Annotated in this window: 19 protein-coding genes and 1 pseudogene; 8 read left to right on the forward strand and 12 right to left on the reverse strand. The window is 63.7% G+C overall.

Annotation, left to right across the window (positions count from 1 at the left end; all coding sequences use genetic code 11):
* Positions 1 to 91: 91 nt before the first annotated feature.
* Genes CBI38_RS14820 through CBI38_RS14830 form a run of 4 tightly spaced genes read right to left on the reverse strand, consistent with a single transcriptional unit; the run spans position 92 to position 2,191 of the window.
* Complete coding sequence (locus CBI38_RS14820; protein WP_109329912.1) at positions 92 to 595, reverse strand: DUF6328 family protein; 504 nt, start codon at positions 593 to 595, stop codon at positions 92 to 94.
* A 35-nt stretch (positions 596 to 630) separates the two neighbouring features.
* The gene (locus tag CBI38_RS14825; RefSeq protein ID WP_204164967.1) at positions 631 to 1,347 is read right to left on the reverse strand and encodes a metallophosphoesterase family protein; all 717 of its coding nucleotides are present in this window, start codon (positions 1,345 to 1,347) and stop codon (positions 631 to 633) included.
* Positions 1,344 to 1,604 carry a BON domain-containing protein gene (locus CBI38_RS38415; RefSeq protein ID WP_201453578.1) on the reverse strand — a complete coding sequence of 87 codons (261 nt, stop codon included), beginning with the start codon at positions 1,602 to 1,604 and terminating at the stop codon, positions 1,344 to 1,346. The genes CBI38_RS14825 and CBI38_RS38415 overlap by 4 nt, the downstream gene beginning before the upstream one ends.
* Positions 1,601 to 2,191 (reverse strand): nucleotidyltransferase, encoded by a 591-nt coding sequence (locus tag CBI38_RS14830; RefSeq protein WP_204164930.1) that lies wholly within the window; start codon positions 2,189 to 2,191, stop codon positions 1,601 to 1,603. Before CBI38_RS14830 ends, CBI38_RS38415 begins: the two co-directional genes overlap by 4 nt.
* Before the next feature lie 199 nt (positions 2,192 to 2,390).
* Here CBI38_RS14830 and CBI38_RS39075 point away from each other — a divergent pair.
* Positions 2,391 to 2,635, forward strand: a pseudogene (locus CBI38_RS39075) (DNA topoisomerase IB); the annotation flags it as partial.
* Positions 2,636 to 2,750: 115 nt separating this feature from the next.
* Here the strand turns inward: CBI38_RS39075 and CBI38_RS14835 are convergent.
* The 3 genes from CBI38_RS14835 to CBI38_RS40120 all read right to left on the reverse strand — a co-directional run bounded on the left by CBI38_RS14835 (position 2,751) and on the right by CBI38_RS40120 (position 3,860).
* On the reverse strand, positions 2,751 to 3,026 hold the full coding sequence (locus CBI38_RS14835) for a GlsB/YeaQ/YmgE family stress response membrane protein (RefSeq protein ID WP_109329916.1): 276 nt from the start codon (positions 3,024 to 3,026) through the stop codon (positions 2,751 to 2,753).
* Between the two features lie 106 nt (positions 3,027 to 3,132).
* Positions 3,133 to 3,672: a Dps family protein gene (locus CBI38_RS14840; RefSeq protein ID WP_109329918.1), complete on the reverse strand. Its 540-nt coding sequence runs from the start codon at positions 3,670 to 3,672 to the stop codon at positions 3,133 to 3,135.
* Between the two features lie 65 nt (positions 3,673 to 3,737).
* Positions 3,738 to 3,860 (reverse strand): hypothetical protein, encoded by a 123-nt coding sequence (locus CBI38_RS40120; protein ID WP_257792479.1) that lies wholly within the window; start codon positions 3,858 to 3,860, stop codon positions 3,738 to 3,740.
* 455 nt (positions 3,861 to 4,315) lie between these two features.
* On the opposite strand from CBI38_RS40120, the gene CBI38_RS14845 reads away from it, so the two are divergent.
* From CBI38_RS14845 to CBI38_RS14855, 3 genes are all read left to right on the forward strand, one after another.
* The gene (locus CBI38_RS14845; protein WP_109329920.1) at positions 4,316 to 4,561 is read left to right on the forward strand and encodes a cold-shock protein; all 246 of its coding nucleotides are present in this window, start codon (positions 4,316 to 4,318) and stop codon (positions 4,559 to 4,561) included.
* A 155-nt stretch (positions 4,562 to 4,716) separates the two neighbouring features.
* A complete protein-coding gene (locus tag CBI38_RS14850) occupies positions 4,717 to 5,514 on the forward strand; it encodes an SDR family oxidoreductase (protein ID WP_109335092.1) in 798 nt (265 codons plus the stop codon).
* A gap of 83 nt (positions 5,515 to 5,597) precedes the next feature.
* Positions 5,598 to 6,119, forward strand: coding sequence for an adenosine-specific kinase (locus CBI38_RS14855; RefSeq protein WP_230990192.1), 522 nt, complete (start codon positions 5,598 to 5,600; stop codon positions 6,117 to 6,119).
* Positions 6,120 to 6,666: 547 nt separating this feature from the next.
* Here the strand turns inward: CBI38_RS14855 and CBI38_RS14860 are convergent.
* The 4 genes from CBI38_RS14860 to CBI38_RS38420 form a co-directional block, all read right to left on the reverse strand.
* Positions 6,667 to 6,888 carry a dodecin gene (locus CBI38_RS14860; RefSeq protein WP_109329924.1) on the reverse strand — a complete coding sequence of 74 codons (222 nt, stop codon included), beginning with the start codon at positions 6,886 to 6,888 and terminating at the stop codon, positions 6,667 to 6,669.
* A gap of 162 nt (positions 6,889 to 7,050) precedes the next feature.
* Positions 7,051 to 10,383: a protein kinase domain-containing protein gene (locus CBI38_RS14865; RefSeq protein WP_109329926.1), complete on the reverse strand. Its 3,333-nt coding sequence runs from the start codon at positions 10,381 to 10,383 to the stop codon at positions 7,051 to 7,053.
* Positions 10,384 to 10,660: 277 nt separating this feature from the next.
* Positions 10,661 to 11,179 carry a hypothetical protein gene (locus tag CBI38_RS14870; protein ID WP_109329928.1) on the reverse strand — a complete coding sequence of 173 codons (519 nt, stop codon included), beginning with the start codon at positions 11,177 to 11,179 and terminating at the stop codon, positions 10,661 to 10,663.
* Positions 11,176 to 11,379 carry a hypothetical protein gene (locus CBI38_RS38420; RefSeq protein ID WP_204164931.1) on the reverse strand — a complete coding sequence of 68 codons (204 nt, stop codon included), beginning with the start codon at positions 11,377 to 11,379 and terminating at the stop codon, positions 11,176 to 11,178. Before CBI38_RS38420 ends, CBI38_RS14870 begins: the two co-directional genes overlap by 4 nt.
* A 583-nt stretch (positions 11,380 to 11,962) precedes the next feature.
* Here CBI38_RS38420 and CBI38_RS14880 point away from each other — a divergent pair.
* The 4 genes from CBI38_RS14880 to CBI38_RS14895 all read left to right on the forward strand — a co-directional run bounded on the left by CBI38_RS14880 (position 11,963) and on the right by CBI38_RS14895 (position 16,095).
* Positions 11,963 to 12,454, forward strand: coding sequence for an acetyl-CoA carboxylase biotin carboxyl carrier protein (locus CBI38_RS14880; RefSeq protein ID WP_109329930.1), 492 nt, complete (start codon positions 11,963 to 11,965; stop codon positions 12,452 to 12,454).
* Between the two features lie 46 nt (positions 12,455 to 12,500).
* A complete protein-coding gene (locus CBI38_RS14885; RefSeq protein ID WP_109329932.1) occupies positions 12,501 to 13,967 on the forward strand; it encodes a carboxyltransferase in 1,467 nt (488 codons plus the stop codon).
* 68 nt (positions 13,968 to 14,035) lie between these two features.
* Positions 14,036 to 15,175: an acyl-CoA dehydrogenase family protein gene (locus CBI38_RS14890; RefSeq protein ID WP_109335093.1), complete on the forward strand. Its 1,140-nt coding sequence runs from the start codon at positions 14,036 to 14,038 to the stop codon at positions 15,173 to 15,175.
* Positions 15,172 to 16,095 carry an acyl-CoA dehydrogenase family protein gene (locus CBI38_RS14895; RefSeq protein ID WP_109329934.1) on the forward strand — a complete coding sequence of 308 codons (924 nt, stop codon included), beginning with the start codon at positions 15,172 to 15,174 and terminating at the stop codon, positions 16,093 to 16,095. Before CBI38_RS14890 ends, CBI38_RS14895 begins: the two co-directional genes overlap by 4 nt.
* 140 nt (positions 16,096 to 16,235) lie before the next feature.
* Here the strand turns inward: CBI38_RS14895 and CBI38_RS14900 are convergent, their stop codons facing one another.
* On the reverse strand, positions 16,236 to 16,982 hold the full coding sequence (locus CBI38_RS14900; RefSeq protein ID WP_109329936.1) for an SDR family oxidoreductase: 747 nt from the start codon (positions 16,980 to 16,982) through the stop codon (positions 16,236 to 16,238).
* Positions 16,983 to 17,070: the final 88 nt, after the last annotated feature.

Below are 17,070 nucleotides of genomic sequence, written 5' to 3' on the forward strand. Positions count from 1 at the left end.
CGTGACCCGACGACGTGGCATCCGACCGATTGCCCGCTGGCCGACATTCCGAAACGACCGTATCTGCCGGAGGGGGGAATTGGCGCCGCGCTCACTTGCGGTGTCGTCCCTGCAGTATGCGGGCGAACAACCACAGTCCGAGAAACAGGGCCACGGCCACGGCGGCGGCGACGACTCCGACGACGGGCGAGACGACAAAGCTGAAGATGAGCAGCACCACACCGATGAGCGCCATCGCCAGCGTGGTGATCCCGCAGATCGCCAGCCGGTGCGCCACGGCAACCAGGTCGTACAGAGCGTGCAGGCGGAACAGCATCCGGTGAATACCTACCGGGGCGACCAGCAGCATGGTCGATGTCACCGAGAGGGCGACGGTGACGAGGTAGATGAGAACCTCGGCGTCCGTGAGCTCCCCGAACCTCTCCTGGAAGGGCAGCGTGAGAAGAAACCCGGTGAGCAGTTGGACCCCGGTCTGGACGACGCGTAATTCCTGGAGCAGACCGTTCCAGTTCCGGTCCAGTCGTTGCGTCTCGGTCTCGTGGCGGGCGCGGAAATTCCAGTCCGCGTCATCGCGCTCCAATCGGCCACTGTCCATCCGTCATCACTACTCTCTCGGCGTACCGAATTCGTTCATTCCGTGTGAATTCCGTACACCGCGTAAGCGGAGTGAATCACGGGTTGCGCAACATTGCGCACCCGAACGCCACCAGGGGTGGTGCCGCGTTCGCGTCCCGCGTGGGCGTGGCCGTGCACGGCGAGGTCGACACCGAACTCGTCGATCGGTTCGCCGAGGAGATACGACCCGAGGAAGGGATAGATTTCGGGGGGCTCACCGTGCAAGGTGTCGGAGATCGGCGAGTAATGGGTGAGAGCCACCCGGATGTCGGTCTCGAGGGTCGACAGGGCACGGCGTAGCTCCGACGCGACCTCCACGGTATGACCGGCGAAGTCCTTCATCTGCCGCTCCCCGAAGGCACTCGCGCATTTGCCCGCGAACCCGCCACCGAACCCCTTTACTCCCGCTACCCCGAGCGTCTGACCATCGACCGCAACGGTGGCAGTGGTCCCTTCGAGAACGGTGATGTCCCGGCTTTCGAGGAGTGCGGTGATCTCGTCGGCGGCGTCGCAGTGGTGATCGTGGTTTCCGAGAACCGCGATCACCGGAACGCCGAGATCCCGGAATTCGTCGGCGACCACCGAAGCTTCTTCGACGGTGCCGTGGCGGGTGAGGTCGCCCGCGAGCAACAGCACATCGGCGTGTTCGTGGAGTTTGTCGAGTGCGGGACGAAGCAGACCGCGCGCGTCCTCGGCGAGGTGCACGTCACCGACAGCTGCAATGCGCATCAGTCGAGTTCCTCTCGGCCTGCCGGTTCACGATTGTCCACTACCTGAACATCGTTGCGCACCGACATGGTAGGAAGGTGCTCGCGCACAACGACTTCCAGATCATCCCTGCGGTGGGCGCAGCTCACTTCTCCGCTCAGGTAGACCTGGTTCGCGCGCACCGAGATTCGCACGCCGAGTTCGGACGTGCGCGGGTCCTCCGCGAGCGCGCGCCGTAGATGTGCGACAAGGTACTGGGGCGGCTGCTCTTCCGGATTCATGCGCTCTCCTCCGTTGCCGGCGGCGACTGATGGCCACTGCCCGTCCCGTCGGAGATGTGAAGGTCGCCGAGTAGAGCCAGAAATGCTCGGGCGTAGGGTGATTTGCCGGCGCTTAGCTCAACCTCCTGCCAATCGACCTGCTCACGCAGATCTCGGGCGATACGCAGCAGCGGGACGAAGTCGCACCGGTGCGCGTCCAGCACGAGAAGTTTGTCGACCATGAGGTCCGTAGCACTGATCACCAGTGCCGCGGTGGGGCCGACCCGCATCCACGTCGCGCGTTCGAAGAGCTCGTCGGTGACGGGCTGGTAGTTGGGCCGGAAAACCAGATCGACCAGCACTTCACCGTCGTAGACCTTGACGAGCCAGTCCTCGGGCGGAACCACCCGGGTCATCCCGGCGGCTTCGAGGGCGCGCAGTGCGGACTCCGCGTCCTCCTCTTTCAGGAAGATGTCGACATCGTGATCGGACGGCGGTCCACCGCGCGCGTAGACGGCGCAGCCGCCGGCGACCGCGAACCTGATACCCGTGTCATTCAGCGTGCTCACCACCTTGGTGAGCGTCTGGAGAAGTTCGGTCTCGTCCATGTCGAATCCGGTCGCTTTCTGCCCGGGCAGCCTCCGATGCGGGAGATCGGCGTGCTGTTCACACCTCCTGTTCGGTACGGGTGCCCCGACTCGCGGCGCGCGAAACGTGGCGGTGTGAGGCACCCCCGCCACGGGTATTACGGGACTCTCGAGATCCGGGTGCACGAGTGTCGGGGTAGGTGACTGTAAAGGGGAGTACATGCGGTTGCGGCACAGTGACCCGTCCGGGCCGGGCATTCGCCGGCGGCGTCGGGGCCGGGGTTTCTCGTACGGCGCACCCGACGGCGCGGCCGGAGTATCGGACGAGGACCGAGCGCGGATCGACGCACCGGTATCCCGCCCGCGTGGCGCAAGGTGTGGATCTGCCCGCACCGCAACGGTCACATCCAGGCAGTCGGACTCGATGCTGCCGGTCGCCGTCAATACATCTGGAGCGAGCGGTGGTCGAACGCGCCGTGATTCGCCTTCTCGCCCGATGACACCGCAGCTCGCTCGGTGACACCGAAAAAGGGGCCTGCCCATCCTCTCGGATGGGCAGGCCCCTTTATTTCGTTTGCGGTCAGCGGCGGGCGGCGGTGCGTCCGGTGACCAGCTTGACCAGGAAAAGGAGAATCACTGCCCCGAGGAGGCAGGTGAAGAAGCTGAACCAGAGACCGCCCCCTTCGACGTCCACATTGAGCAGTTTGAGGAGGAAACCACCGAGTAGTCCGCCGATGATGCCGACGACGATGTTGAGGAGGATGCCCATCTGAGCATCGGTCTTCATGATCTTGCTGCCGATCCAGCCGGCGAGCCCGCCGATGATGATCCAGCCGATAATTCCCAGTCCTAGCACGGAAGTGTCCTTTCGGAAGAGAGCGATCCCGGTACGGCCAGGATCACTCGGTCAGGTGACGCTCGAATAGGTGACGCGTGTTCGGGTCGGACGGAAATGCCGACGATCAACGAGCCTGCGCCGCGGCCTGCTTCTCCGAGTGTGCGCCTTCGTTGGCGAGTGACCCACCCGAATTTTCGAGATGAGCGCGAACGAACCACTGGAACTTCTCGAGTTCGGCGGTCTGCCCGATCAGCAGGTCCTCGGTGATGGGGTCGAGATCGCCGAATTCTTCGATGGCCTTGCGATTATCCTCGATGACGCCGGTGTAGACGAGATCGAGCGCGGCCAGGTGCGCCTGGGCGGTGTCGCGGCCGACCGAGTAGTCGTCCCACGTACGGTCCCGTCCGATGGCCGCGGGTGTGCCGTCCGGTGACTTGCCCAGGGCGGCAATACGCTCGGCGACCGCATCGGCGTATCCGCGGACCAATTCGACCTGCGGGTCGATCATTTCGTGGACGCCGATAAAGTTCGGCCCCACCACGTTCCAATGGATGTGCTTGAGCGTGAGGTGCAGATCGTTGTAGGCGCTGAGCCGTTTCTGCAGGGTGTCGGCGACTTGCGAACCCTGCTCCGCGGACAGGCCTGGCACGGTGAATTTCGACATTCTCGATCCTCTCGTTCGCTACTGCCGTGTACCGGCAACGGTGTCGGTTGCGCCGTGGCCGTCGTTCAGGACGACGAGTCGGCGGTCTCGGTGGCGGTGTGCTCGAACATCCACTCGAGCCGGTTCTTCAACTCTTCGGTCGACAACGTCCAACTGCCGGCCCGGGTCGATCCGGCGGGTGTGGTCACCGCGTACCCCCAGGCCGCAGCCGCGAACCGAATATGTGAACCCGCCCACCGCAACTACTGTGCTTCATCACGCCCGTCGTCCTTCCCGATTTCTGGAACCTCTCGTCGGAAGAACCGGGGTTCTTCCGTGTTCCCTTCAGATTCGAACGATACGAACGTACAACAAAATCTATATCTGTCAAAACAGATCTTGTGTGGGCGCGCATGCGAATGTCTTCTGATGACGACGACAAGGTGGTGGCGGCCCAAAGATTTCGATTCGGCAACCTCCGGGCGCAAATGGCGCCCATCCCGCGTTTCGAGACCCTATCTTCGGGGGAATCGACAGCGACACGGTTGTGTCCGGTGTTCGGAGGAGGCGCAATGCTCAACGTAACTCTGCTGGTGGGCCTGCTGGGATCGAGTCTGTGGGTGGCGGCCGCGCTCCAGGGCATGGCCGACCGGAGGTCGGTGCGATGAGCACCGGAGATACGCTGGCACGCTCGACGGATCGGGGCCTGCACACCGGTACCGTGCGATGGTTCAACGAGGATCAGGGGTTCGGATTCATCGCCCCGGACGACGGATCGGAGGATGTGTTCGTGCACATCTCCGAAATCGCCGGAGACGGCCATCGCTGCCTCGCCGACGGGCAAACCGTGAGGTTCGAGGTGTGCCGGACAGCGACGGGGGACCAGGCGCGCAACGTGCGGATCCGCTGAGGGGTTCGCGACGACGGGTGCGGTCCCGGTTCGGGTTCACGCCACCCGGGCGGGGTAACCGGCGGGGTGACGAAACAGCCGAACTCGACCCTTCGGAGGTAACAGTGAGCGAACATGCCCCGCGCACCATCGACTACCCCGGCCACACGGCCGAGATGGCCGACCAGCCGCAGGACGAGATGCGCGCCTACCGCGGCAGAGACCTGCTTGCGGGCAAGAAGGCCCTGATCACCGGGGGCGACTCGGGCATCGGCCGGGCAGTCGCCGTCGCCTTCGCGAAAGAGGGCGCCGACGTGGCCATCGCCTATCTCGAGGAGAGCGACGACGCCGGCCACACCGCTGAACTGGTCGCGGCTGAGGGCCGGAAGTGCCGCGTCTTCCCCGGTGACCTGGCCGACCCGCAGCATTGCCGTGACGTCGTCGAGCGCACGGTGTCCGAGTTGGGCGGACTCGACGTCGTCGTGAACAACGTGGCGTACCAAGAGCCCGTCGAGGACTTCCTCGAGCTGTCCGACGACCCATGGCGCCGGACGTTTTCTGTCAATATCGACAGCTTTTTCCACGTGACAAAGGCTGCTGTCCCACACCTGGCCCCCGGCTCGGCCATCATCAACACCGGTTCGGTGAACGGGCTGCGTGGCAACAAGTCGCTGATCGACTACTCCGCCACCAAGGGTGCGGTGAACGCACTGACGTACTCGTTGGCGCAGGCACTGCTCGAGCGGGGAATCCGTGTCAACTGTGTCGACCCGGGCCCGGTCTGGACACCGCTGATTCCTGCCACCATGGACGAGGAGAAGGTGGCGGACTTCGGCAAACAGGCCCCCTACGGGCGAGCCGCGCAACCGGACGAGATCGCCCCCTCATACGTGTTCTTCGCCTCCGGTCTGCTGTCGTCGTACTACAGCGGGGAGGTTCTCGCACCGCTCGGCGGCGAGACCATGCCCGGTTGAAAAACCCCTCGCAGGCGAGTCACCGGTGTGCCCTCGCGGCACAGGCGTTGTCCCCGTTGCCGGAGCGGCGCACACTGAGATCGATGCCGGCTTGCGCGGCAGCAGGCGATGGAGGAGCGATCGTGGAGTTGCATACCGTGGCGATCGACAAGCCCGACGACATGAATGTGATCGTCGGGCAGGCCCATTTCATCAAGACGGTCGAGGATCTGCACGAAGCACTGGCTGGGGTAAGTCCGCACCTGCGGTTCGGGGTGGCATTCTGCGAGGCGTCGGGTCCTCGCCTCGTGCGCTGTTCGGGCAACGACGACCGTCTCGTCGAGTTGGCCACGCGCAACGCGATCGCGGTCGGTGCGGGCCACTCCTTCTTCGTGTTCGTGGAGGAGGGTTATCCGGTCAATGTGCTGAACACGCTCAAGCAGGTGCCCGAGGTGTGCGGCATCTTCTGCGCTACGGCCAATCGGGTCGAGATCATCGTGGCCGAGACGGAACTCGGCAGAGGCATCGCCGGAGTGATCGACGGGTTCACACCCGCCGGCGTCGAGACAAGTGCCGATGTCGCCGACCGTAAGGCTCTGCTGAGGACCATCGGGTACAAGCTCTGAGCGTCGAGTCACATCTCGCCGGCTGATCGACCGTGACGCGTCGTGGAGCGGTGGGGCCGAGGTGGAGCAGGGAAACCGACGAGTGGGTTCGCTGGTTCAACGCGGCCCGGTTGCACTCGGCGATCGACTATCTTTCGCCGACCTGGTTTGAGACCCGCTATCGTGAATAGCGTCCCCCGGTTGCCTCAACCCCCGAAGTGGCCTGAACTGGAGTCTCCACCCGATCCAGGGTGATTCATTCTCGGCTGGATCACCGATGCCCAGTTCATAGGTCCGCCGCCCAGGATCCGGGTGAACCTGTCCGCATTCGCGGTCTCGGCCCGCCGCTGTCTCTGCTGTCCTGCGTCCACGGATGGAGTCCTTGCGTCGACCGTATCCGGGCCATCAATTCGCGCGGCCAGGCGGGTTCCGAGCCCGCGCGACCTACACCCGAGATGAAAAGTACTGCTGGTGTGGTCCACCCACGGTGGGGGTTGTCGTCGGTGCTCGGTGCTCGGTGGTTGGACTCGGCGTGGTTATGTCAGCCGGAGCGAGGGCTGTCACGGCTTCACCCTGCGGTGCTCGCCTCCAGTCGGAATCCGACTTTCACCGTTACCTGGTAGTGCGCGATGGCACCGTTCTCAACGTGACCTCGGGTTTCTACGACCTGAAACCACTCAACGTTCCGCACGGTCTCGTTGGCACGCGCGATGGCATTCCGAATAGCCGCATCGGCGCTGTCGCTCGACGAACCGACAACCTCAACAACTCGGTAGACGTGATCACTCATCAGGATTCCTTTCGGTCGTGACTATTCGAACTTAGGCCGAGACAGATGCGTTTCGCGACTCGCTCGCGCAGGATACGGGTGCCCCGACCTTCGTGCTCTGCCTCGAAGAACACTTCGGGATCGAGGTTGCGGCATCGACAGATTGACCATCCGTTTGGTAGATTACGTTGGGCCGGCTGGAGGATCCGATGCGCGCACTCCATGTGGAGAGGACATCGCCGCCCCGATCTGTGCGCGCGAACTGAGCCCGAACTTGGCGAGGATATGTTTCACGTGTCCGTGAACGGTGTGGGGGCTGATCGATAGCTGTTCGCCGATCTCACTGTCGGTCCGACCGGTGACAATCAGTTCCGCGACTTGGCGCTCCCGCCTGGTCAACGGGGTCCTCGCGGTGGGGTCGACAGTGCACTCGCCGAGCGCATATGCGACAGATACCTCGAACCCGAGGTTGGCGCCGATATCGCGTGCAGTCTCGAACGTGCGTCGGCCGAGTGCCGCTAGCGCGTGTCGTTCGCACGCATCGTGGTGAACGAGCAGATTGGGGAAAAGGACTGTGGAACTGCCAACGGTTCGGCCTAAAGCCTCTGCGGCGCCCATCATTACCGAGGCCCGCGCACTGTCACGCTCACACGCGATCCATGCCAGTGCCTCCATGGACGGCGCGGCCATCAGTGGGTCATCTCGCATCCGCGCCAGCCGAAGGCATTGTTGCAAGAGCTGAACCGCGGAATCTTCGTCCCCTTGTTGCCACCGGGTAACTCCGGTGCCCCAGAGCGCGTATGACCGATACACGGACTCCCCACGTGATTCGGTGATCACGAGAGCCTTTTCATAGGACATGAGTGCCCGCTCGGTATCGCCGCGGAACGCATGCGCCCAGCCGAGCTGTAGTAGCCCTTCGACCTGCGGACGGAGTGCCCCGATCGAGTCGAAGACCGCGAGCGCATCTTCCAGACGCGCACGTGCGTCATCGAAGTCGCCTCCGAAGAGAGCCGAGATCCCCTCCGCATGCGCAATCTCGGCGTGGACTACGGGATCCGGACGCGGTCCGATTGCCGCCCGCGCCTGCACTATCAGGGATCGGCCGGTAGCCAAATCGCCCTGCAACTCAGCGAGCACACTGTCAGCGCAAAGTGCTGTAATTCGTGCAGTGCTCAGCTTCCCCGAATCCTGTGCGACAGCGCGGTCGAGCCAATATCGCCCTTCAGTCAGCAGACCGCGGGAGAGCCAGAATGGGAACAGGGCAGTGGTCATACGCAACGCGGTGTCGTCCTCCGACTCCGGCACCGCTTCTTGCGCGGTATGGCTCAAAGCCTCACGGAGGTTCGGTTGTTCGCGCTCGAGCCTGTTGATCCAGTCGAGTTGCCGATCGGTGATCCAGCCTGCATCCGCATCAAGCACCAACTGTTGGTACCAGTCCCGGTGCTTACGGCGAACCTGGGCATACTCACCAGTCTGGTCCAACTTGTCCCGTCCGTATTCGCGGACAGTGTCAAGCAAACGGAATCGGACCGCGGTGCGGGTCTCTTCTCGAAGAAGAATCGACTTGTCCACAAGGGAGGACAGCGAGTCGAGCAATTCGTCGGCCCGCAGATCACCGTCGCAGATTCCCTCGGCCGCGTCGAGTTCGAACCCTCCAGCGAATACCGACAGTCGTTCCCACACGTGCTGCTCGACCGCGCTGCACAGTCCGTAACTCCAATCGATACTCCACCGAAGGGTCTGCTGACGGCTCGGGGCCGCCCGGCTGCCTCGGGTCAACAGCGTGAAACGGTCGGTCAGTCGCTCGAGGATTTGATCCGGCGACATCACACGAATGCGCGCAGCCGCCAATTCGATGGCCAACGGCAGTCCGTCCAACCGCGAGCATATCTGCGCGACCGCAGACTCGTTTTGGGCGGTGAGCTGGAATCCTGGCTGTGCGGCGGCTGCACGTTCGGCGAACAACGCAACAGCATCATTGGTAAGTGGCCCGCGCTGCTGCTGTCCTGGGGTGGGTACGGCTAGCGGCGCGACCCGCAAGATCGCCTCCCCACCGATAGACAAGGCTTCGCGGCTGGTCGCGAGTATCCGCAGTTTAGGGCTTCTGCGGAGCAGCGACTCTGCTAGCTGCGCCACCGCGGACACCACGTGCTCACAGTTGTCCAGCACCAACAACAGGCTGCGTGAGGAAACGAAGTCCGCGAGCACCTCGCGCAAGGGCCGGGCTGCCTGCTCCCGAACGCCCAGCGCGCCGGCCACCAACTGTATGAGTAGCGAGTCATCGTTGATCTCATCAAGCTCGACAAGCCACACACCGTCGTGGAATGTGTCTTGTAAGTCGGCGGCGACCCGGAGCGCGAGCCGAGTCTTACCCACCCCACCCATCCCGGTCAGCGTGACTAGCCGGGCGATTTCCAGAAGATTCTGCGCTTCCGCTAGCTCTGTGCGGCGACCGACGAAGCTGGTGAGTTCGAGCGCGAGGTTTCCCGGCAGGTTGCCAGACGGCGCACTGAGATGTGGGCGACGGTCCGCGTCGTGAAGCCCGCCCAAAGGTAATCCGAGCGGCACGGAGATTCGACCCTGTAATTGATCGTCATCGGACCCGGTGCGTAATGCCATCTCATCGAGGGGGAAGCCGTGATTGAGTTGCAACTGTTGGATCTTCTCACCGAGTGCGGCGGCCGACGGACGGTCCTGGGAACTACGCGACATCGCCTCCTCGATGAGCGCGCACACATCGTCGTCGATGCCGTTATCACGAAGATCCGGCACAGGTTGTGTGGTGATCCGCAGAAACTGAGCGACCACCTGTTCACCTCTGCGCCTTTCGAATGCAGCGTGACCGGTCAACGCGCAGAACAGGGTTGCGCCAAGCCCATAGACATCCGACGCAGGCCCAGGAGGGTCTCCACCAAGCACCTCGGGCGCGGTGAAAGCAGGGGAACCGGTGACGGTGCCGGTGGCAGTTTGGAAACCCCCAGCGATGTGTGCGATCCCAAAATCGGTGAGAGCAGGTTCGCCGTAATCGGTGAGCAGGATATTCGCGGGCTTGACGTCACGGTGAACAATGCCGAGGCGGAATGCTGTCTCGATGGCGCCGGCCATCTTCACCCCGAGACGGAGTACCTGCTCGGTCGAGAGGGGACCGTGGCGTCGGATCCACGCATCGAGCGAGTCTCGCGGGTAGTACTGCATCACAAGATAGGGGCGGCCGGTCTCCGTCGCTCCGACCTGCAGCACATTGACGATATTGGGATGACCGGTCAGCCGTCCCATTGCCTGTTGTTCGCGGAAGAAACGTTCCGTGTTCTCTTCGTCCAAGTCAGCGGTGAGGACCTTCACTGCCACCGTACGGTCGAGGGCGGCCTGACTGCAGCGGTACACGACGCCGAAGCCGCCGCGGCCGATCTCGGCAGCGTCGTCGAATCCGGCCGCGTGTAGTTCTGTAATGAGATCGAGGTCCGCGCCGCCAGACATATCACGCTGTGTCTGGAGCGGGTCGTTCTCAGTCATCGGTTCCTGCAGACGTTTCGCCGGCGTGCCCCGGGCTCTTCTCAAGGTGATATCCAGCGTATCCCACTCGGTCATTCCACCCGACTGATTCAACGGCCCCCGCACATTGCCACTGCACATCAGAGCTACCGGTGCACATCAGAGCTACTGGCGGATGTGGCCCCCTCCGCGGAGGCGAACTGGCCTGCATCAACGGGTTGGCCCCCTCCGCGGGCGTCGACCCCGCGAGAATGATCCGGGAGGTCGGATAGACACTGCCTGGGCGGTCTCGTCCGAGTCAGTCCGTAAATTCCTGCGGGACGAGAAGGGGGAGTACCTGCTGGGAAACCAACTCGGCGGCGGTGACGCTCGTTGCGAGTGGGATCAGTGTTACCCCGTCGGCGACGGAAGCCGCGCGGATATCCGAGATCAGGCCTGCTAGCCCACGAGGTGTACCGACGTAGCGAACTGTCGCGGAGCAGTCGAAATGGTTCGACTCGGCGAGTTCGGTGCGTGCCCTGCGTGCGTCCGGAGCGATCAGGAACTCGAGGTCGAGAAGCACCAAGAGGCCGTACGGATCGCGACCCGCTTTGGCCTCAGCCGACCGTATGCGTCTTGTGGTCAGTTGAGCCTGTCCCAGATCCGCTGCCTGAATGCGCACCGTTGCGTGTGTGCCCACGGGTTCACCCCCCTCCGCGATGGGGTCCGTCCGATCGGCGGATGTGCAGCCGGAGATGGACGTTCTCGTCGTAGTGAATCCCGCGGCTTCGGGTAGAGCGAGTGCGACGTGTGGCGGGCGGGACGGAGACGAGATCATGATCGGTCCTGGTGGTGATGCGAGTACGAGACACCGACCGAGAAGGACGTCGCGACCAATCCGACCGGCTTGTCGTCGACCGTCGCGCACAGTGCCGCGAATCCCGAAGTAGGGAACCCCAGCGCGGAACAGAGTTCGGCGTGGTCGGCCATGACAGGTTCGAGCGATGGTGTAGAGGGGTGGACACTCGTGAGACTCATGGATGGTCCACTCCGGTTCGACGGCGGCCTGCCCGGGGGTGGCGCGCCGACCAGATCTCCCATGGCGATTGGGCTGGAAACCGAGTCGGTGCACCTGTTACCACAGGCTTCGTGTGACGGTCATTATACCACCAAACGATCGGTTGACAGCGGTGGAATTGTGTAGACGCTGACGCCGCGTGGCGATCCGCCTGAGGAGCTCGTCGTCCGCGATCAGGCCGGGACGCGAGCGCGGGTCGCCCGACAGGTTTCCCGGTCGCGTCACGTGCCGTGGCTCTGGGATCGAGTCGAGAAGGCAAAATCTCGGCCGCGATCGCGGAACGGGCCCGGTCTCGGCCGGCGTTCGGCGGCGAGCCCTGCGGCACTGTACGTGCCGGCTTCGACGCCCCGGGCGGTGCGTCCGCCGTGCGAGGCCCGAGGGCACTCGGAAAACGCGTATATGCCCCGGGCGGTCGAATTTCTCCTCGTAACGGCTTCAACCTGACCGTCAGCGCGGTCCCAAGGTCGCGATTGGTAGTTGCACGTGACGCGCAACACGCCTAGTCTGGTTTCACCACCAACCGGTTGTTAGAAAAGGAGTGCTGTGGATATCTCTTCGGCCGACATCAAGCTCATTCTGGCGGCGCTGCAAGATGCGGGGTTCGATCAGGCTGAGGTCGTGGTGGGCGATGTCCACATAGCCGTGGCCCGACGCGGCGTCCAGCTGCCCGTGTCCTTACCCACCTCAGAACCAGCACCGGCCGCGGAGCCCGCACCGCCCGTGGCAATCGAGCCGGAGCGCTCAGCGCCGGCTCCCGCTGTTCCGCCAGGCGGTGCTGTCCCCCCGGAAGGCGGCTCGAAGCAGGTCGTCGCTTCCCCGAGCGTAGGAGTGTTTCGGCGTGCTTCCCGGAACGGCGGTGCACCATTCGTCGAGATCGGCCAGAACGTGACAGCTGGGGACGTACTCGGCAACGTCAAGGTCCTCACGTTGACGATGCCCATCGAGGCGATGACGGATGGCGTTGTGACCGCTATCGCTGCAGACGACGGTGACCCCGTGGAATACGGAACCCCGCTCGTCACGATCGCGTCGTAACAGGGGCGCACTACCGCCACCAACCAAGATGAACAAGGAAACTCACGTGAACATCGATTTCGTCGAGCAGAGCCTTCGAGACGGGCAACAGAGCCTCTGGGGCATGCGGCTGCGTGCGTACGAGGCGGCAGGCGCCCTGCCATACCTGAAGGATGCCGGGTACCGCACCATCGACCTCACCGGCGCGGGCATGTTCACCGTCTTGCTCCGTGAATACGGCGACGATCCCTGGGCGACACTCGACTTCCTCGTGGCGGGACTGAAAGGCAACGAGCTCCGCTCGGGCCTACGCACCCTGAGCTGCGTCGGCTTCGCGCCCACTCCGCAGGCGATCATGGACCTGTGGATCCAGACGCTGATCAAGCACGGTTCCACCAGCTTCTGGCTCTACGACTGCCTGTACGACATGGACCTGATGAAGCACCAGGTCGACGTCGTGCGCAACGCCGGCGGGCAACCCGTCCCAGCCATCATGTACGGACTCACCGACGTGCACGACGACGCGTACTTCGCCGATCGTGCGCGGCAGATGGCCTCCTGGGAAGGCGTCGAATCGATCTACGTCGAGGACGCCGCCGGAATCCTCAAACCCGAACGTGCGCGCACGCTGCTTCCGGCGATCCGGCAGGCGACCGGTGACATGCCACTAGAGTTGCACTGTCACAACACCACCAACATGGCCCAGCACAACTACATCGTCGGTATCGAGAGCGGATTCACGCGTATACACACCGCATCGCGTCCGATGGCGAACGGCCCGTCGCTGCCGTCCACCGAGGCGATGGCCACGATAGTCGAGCACCTGGGCCGCGAACACACCCTCGACACGTCGACGTTCGCACCTGTCGCCGAACACTTCGAGCACGTCGCGCGAGAGGCCGGCCGCGCAACCGGTGTGCCCGCCGAATACGACCCCCGGATGTACGACCACCAACTACCCGGTGGCATGACCGGCACGCTGATCAACCAGCTCGAGCGACACGGCATGGGCCACCGCTTCCCGGAGGTTCTAGAGGCCATCCCCCAAGTGCGCGTGCAGCTCGGTTCGCCCATCATGGCCACGCCATTCTCCCAGTTCGTCGGTGTCCAGGCGGTGCTCAACATCGTCACCGGAAAGCCCTACTCCATGGTGTCCGACGAAGTCATCCACTACGTCCTGGGTCACTACGGCCCGGTGCCCTCCCCAATCGACCCCGACGTACTGGACAAGATTATGTCGAACCCACGAACCAAGCAGTTGCAGTCGTGGGAGCGCCCCGATCCGTCGCTGAAGGAGATCCGCGCCCGTTTCGCGCCGGATATCTCCGACGAGGAACTGCTGATCCGATTCATGATGTCCGATGAAGAAGTGGACGCCATGCTCGCGAAGGGGCCACTGCGGGTCGACCGTCGACGCAGCAGCAACAACATCGTCGAGTCCCTCATCGATCTCATCGACGCTCCGGCCGCGAGTACCTCGTTCGCCGTCTCGACACCGAAGTTCAGCGTGCGGGCTGCCCGGACGACGACATGACCACAGCTGCAGAGGACTTGATCCACACGGCACTGATAGCCGCACGGACCGATCAGATGGATGGAAAAATGACGACAAGCACTCTCGAGCCCATCCGCGATATAGATCGTTTCGCGTCAGAAGCCGAGGAATTTCTCAGTACCGCCGTCCCCTCCCGGTGGAAAGAGGCCCGGGGGACACTGACGAGTCACGAGATGGACGAGGTCCGCCGGCAATGGGACTTCACCCTGTGGGAGGGCGGCTACTCGGGCCTGTCCATCCCAACGGAATACGGAGGTCGGGGGCTCGGACTAGCCGAGGAAATCGTCTTCCACGTCTTGGCAGGCAAAGCGCAGGCGCCGGACGGATTCACCCGGGTCGGGAAATCCTTGGTCACGCCGATGCTTATCGCTGTCGGCACCGAACAGCAGAGGGCCCAATACATCCCGTCGATCATGAACGGGCAAGAGGTATGGTGCCAGGGCTTCTCCGAGCCCCAGGCAGGGTCGGACCTTGCGAACATCCAAGCCAAGGCCCGACGCGTCGACGGCGGCTACCTCATCAACGGCAGCAAGACCTGGACTTCGTTTGCCCAGCATGCACGCCGATGCTTCGTGCTCGCCCAGACGCAGCCTGATGCCGGCCGATACCGCAACCTGTCGATGTTCCTCGTCGACATGGAACAGCCCGGTGTCTCGATCAGTGACATCAGACAGATCTCCGGGGCCGTGCACTTCGCCGAGACCAGGTTCGAGAACGTCTTCGTTCCCGATTCCGACCGGGTCGGTGACGACGGGGACGGGTGGAAGGTCGCGATGCGGGTGCTCGGTGACGAGCGCGGGGGTATCGAGACCGCCGCGCGGTACGTCGAAATCCGATCCGATGTCGACGCCCTACTCGAGGTATTGGGTGATCGCCCGGAGTACGCCTCACGGCTGAGGGACTTGGACATCCGGACGGAACTGGTCCACTGGCAGTTGATGAAGGTCGCCGATCTCGAGTCTGTCGGCGACGACGAAGCGCTGGCACGGGCCGGCGCCGTGCTCAAGCTGATGTGGAGCGAGCTGTGGCAGGACGTGACCCGACTCGGTGTCGGGCACGCGCCAGTGGTCCAGCAGAAGCACTGGTCCTACCAGTACCTGGAATCCCGCGCCGTGACAATCTACGGCGGGTCCAGCGAGATTCAGCGAAACATTCTGGCAGAACGAGTGTTAGGACTTCCGAAGTGACCATCGTCGAACAGAAGCAGAACCCGAAATCGCGATACGCGATGACGACCCTTCCGAACGAGTACGGAGTCATCGGCGCCGAGGGAATCGGGGACCTCGTCAAACGCGCCACCTCTCACGCCCCCATCGCGACGTATGTGGAGGAGTCCGAACCGCCCATCTCGTGGGCGGCCATCGCGGAAGCGGGATGGGACCTGGCCGGAATCGTCGAGGATGACACCTGCGCGAGCACACGAGATCTGGTTGCCATTGCCAAGGCCTGGGGCTACGGCAGCATCCCGCAACCGTTGCTGCCGAGCTTGCTGGCCAAACGGCTGTCCGCCGCCGCACGAGAGGTTGATGGCCCGGTCACCTTCGCGTTGCCGCTCGGCGACGGTGCCCTTGTCCCGTTCGGTGCGCTCGACGGTATCGTCGTGGCCTCGGCCCTCGGTGACATCGAGGGGGAAGTGACCGAGGTACCCACCGGTGATGTCGACGGGTTGGACCTGGTCGGCCGCGGTGTCCACACCGCCGTCGCCACGACGTTCACCACAGAGGCGGCCCGTGAGGTGGCCCTCGTTCTCGCGGCCGAGGTCCTCGGCGGAGCGGAACGCCTACTCGCCGATTCACTCACCTTCGTGATCGAACGCGAACAGTTCGGCCGACCAGTGGGGTCCTTCCAGGCGGTCAAACACAACCTGGCCACCGCGACCGTCAACGTGGAGGCAGCGGACACCGCACTGATCTGGGGATCACAGCAAGACACCAACGCGTTCCGTGGTGCGCTCTTCGCGGTAGATCAGTGCATCGATGTAGCCGAGATCGCGGTGCACGTTCACGGCGGTCTCGGATTCACCTGGGAGGTCGGACTGCACTTCCCGCTTCGGAAGATGCTGAGCGTCCGCAGAATCATCGACCGTCTCGAGCGCGACCACACCTGAGACTGCACCTACGAGCAGCCGCCGGGCGCCAACCCGGCGGCTGCTTCGTCGTGCCTGCAGGCCGGCAACGACGGACAGCGCGACGTCCGGACGGTCGAGCAGTCCGGACGTCGCGGTGTGGCTCTGACGGGCCGTGAGCTCTACTCGTCGACGACTGCTCCCGCGCAGTTCACGAGACCGCCGTCGACGACGAACTCCGCACCGGTCGAATACGACGACTCGTCCGAGGCCAGGTAGACGATCAGGTTCGCGACCTCATCCGCCTCCCCGATCCGCCGAATCGGAGCAGCAAGCGAGGACAGATCCATGCCCTCCGTCAATGGAGTCCTGACCGTACCGGGGTGCACCGAGTTGGCACGCACGTTCTTGCCCCCGAGTTCGGCGGCAACGGACTTGGTCAGACCACGCAGCGCGAACTTGGATGCCGCGTAACCATGTTGGCCCGCGCTACCAGTCAGACCCGCCGTGGACGAGATATTGATGATCGACGCCGGAGCTGACCGAACGAGTTCGTCACGGGCAGCCTTGATGCCGATGAAGGACCCGGTGAGGTTGACGTTCAAGATGGTGTTCCACTGATCCAACGAGTAGTTCTCGAGAAACCCGAAATTGACGATGCCGGCGTTGTTTACCAGCACATTGAGTTTCCCGAACGTGCTGACCGCGGTCGCGACGGCATTCGCCCAGTCGTCCTCGCTGGTGACGTCGAGGTGGACGAAGACCGCGTTCTCGCCGAGTTCATCCGCGAGCAGCTTGCCAAGGTCGTCCAGGATGTCGCCGATGACGACCTGTCCGCCTTCGCGGACCACCGCACGAGCGTGGGCGGCGCCCATGCCCTGAGCTGCGCCGCTGACAAGAGCGACTTTGCTTTCGAGTCTGCCGGTCATAGAGATCTTGCTCCTTGGTTCGAGGAATGACGATGTCGGCTGCCACGCTCAGCCTCACAGGCCGATGTGTGGCATACACCACACAACT

The organism is Rhodococcus oxybenzonivorans, assembly GCF_003130705.1.
GTDB classification, from domain to species: Bacteria; Actinomycetota; Actinomycetes; order Mycobacteriales; family Mycobacteriaceae; genus Rhodococcus_F; species Rhodococcus_F oxybenzonivorans.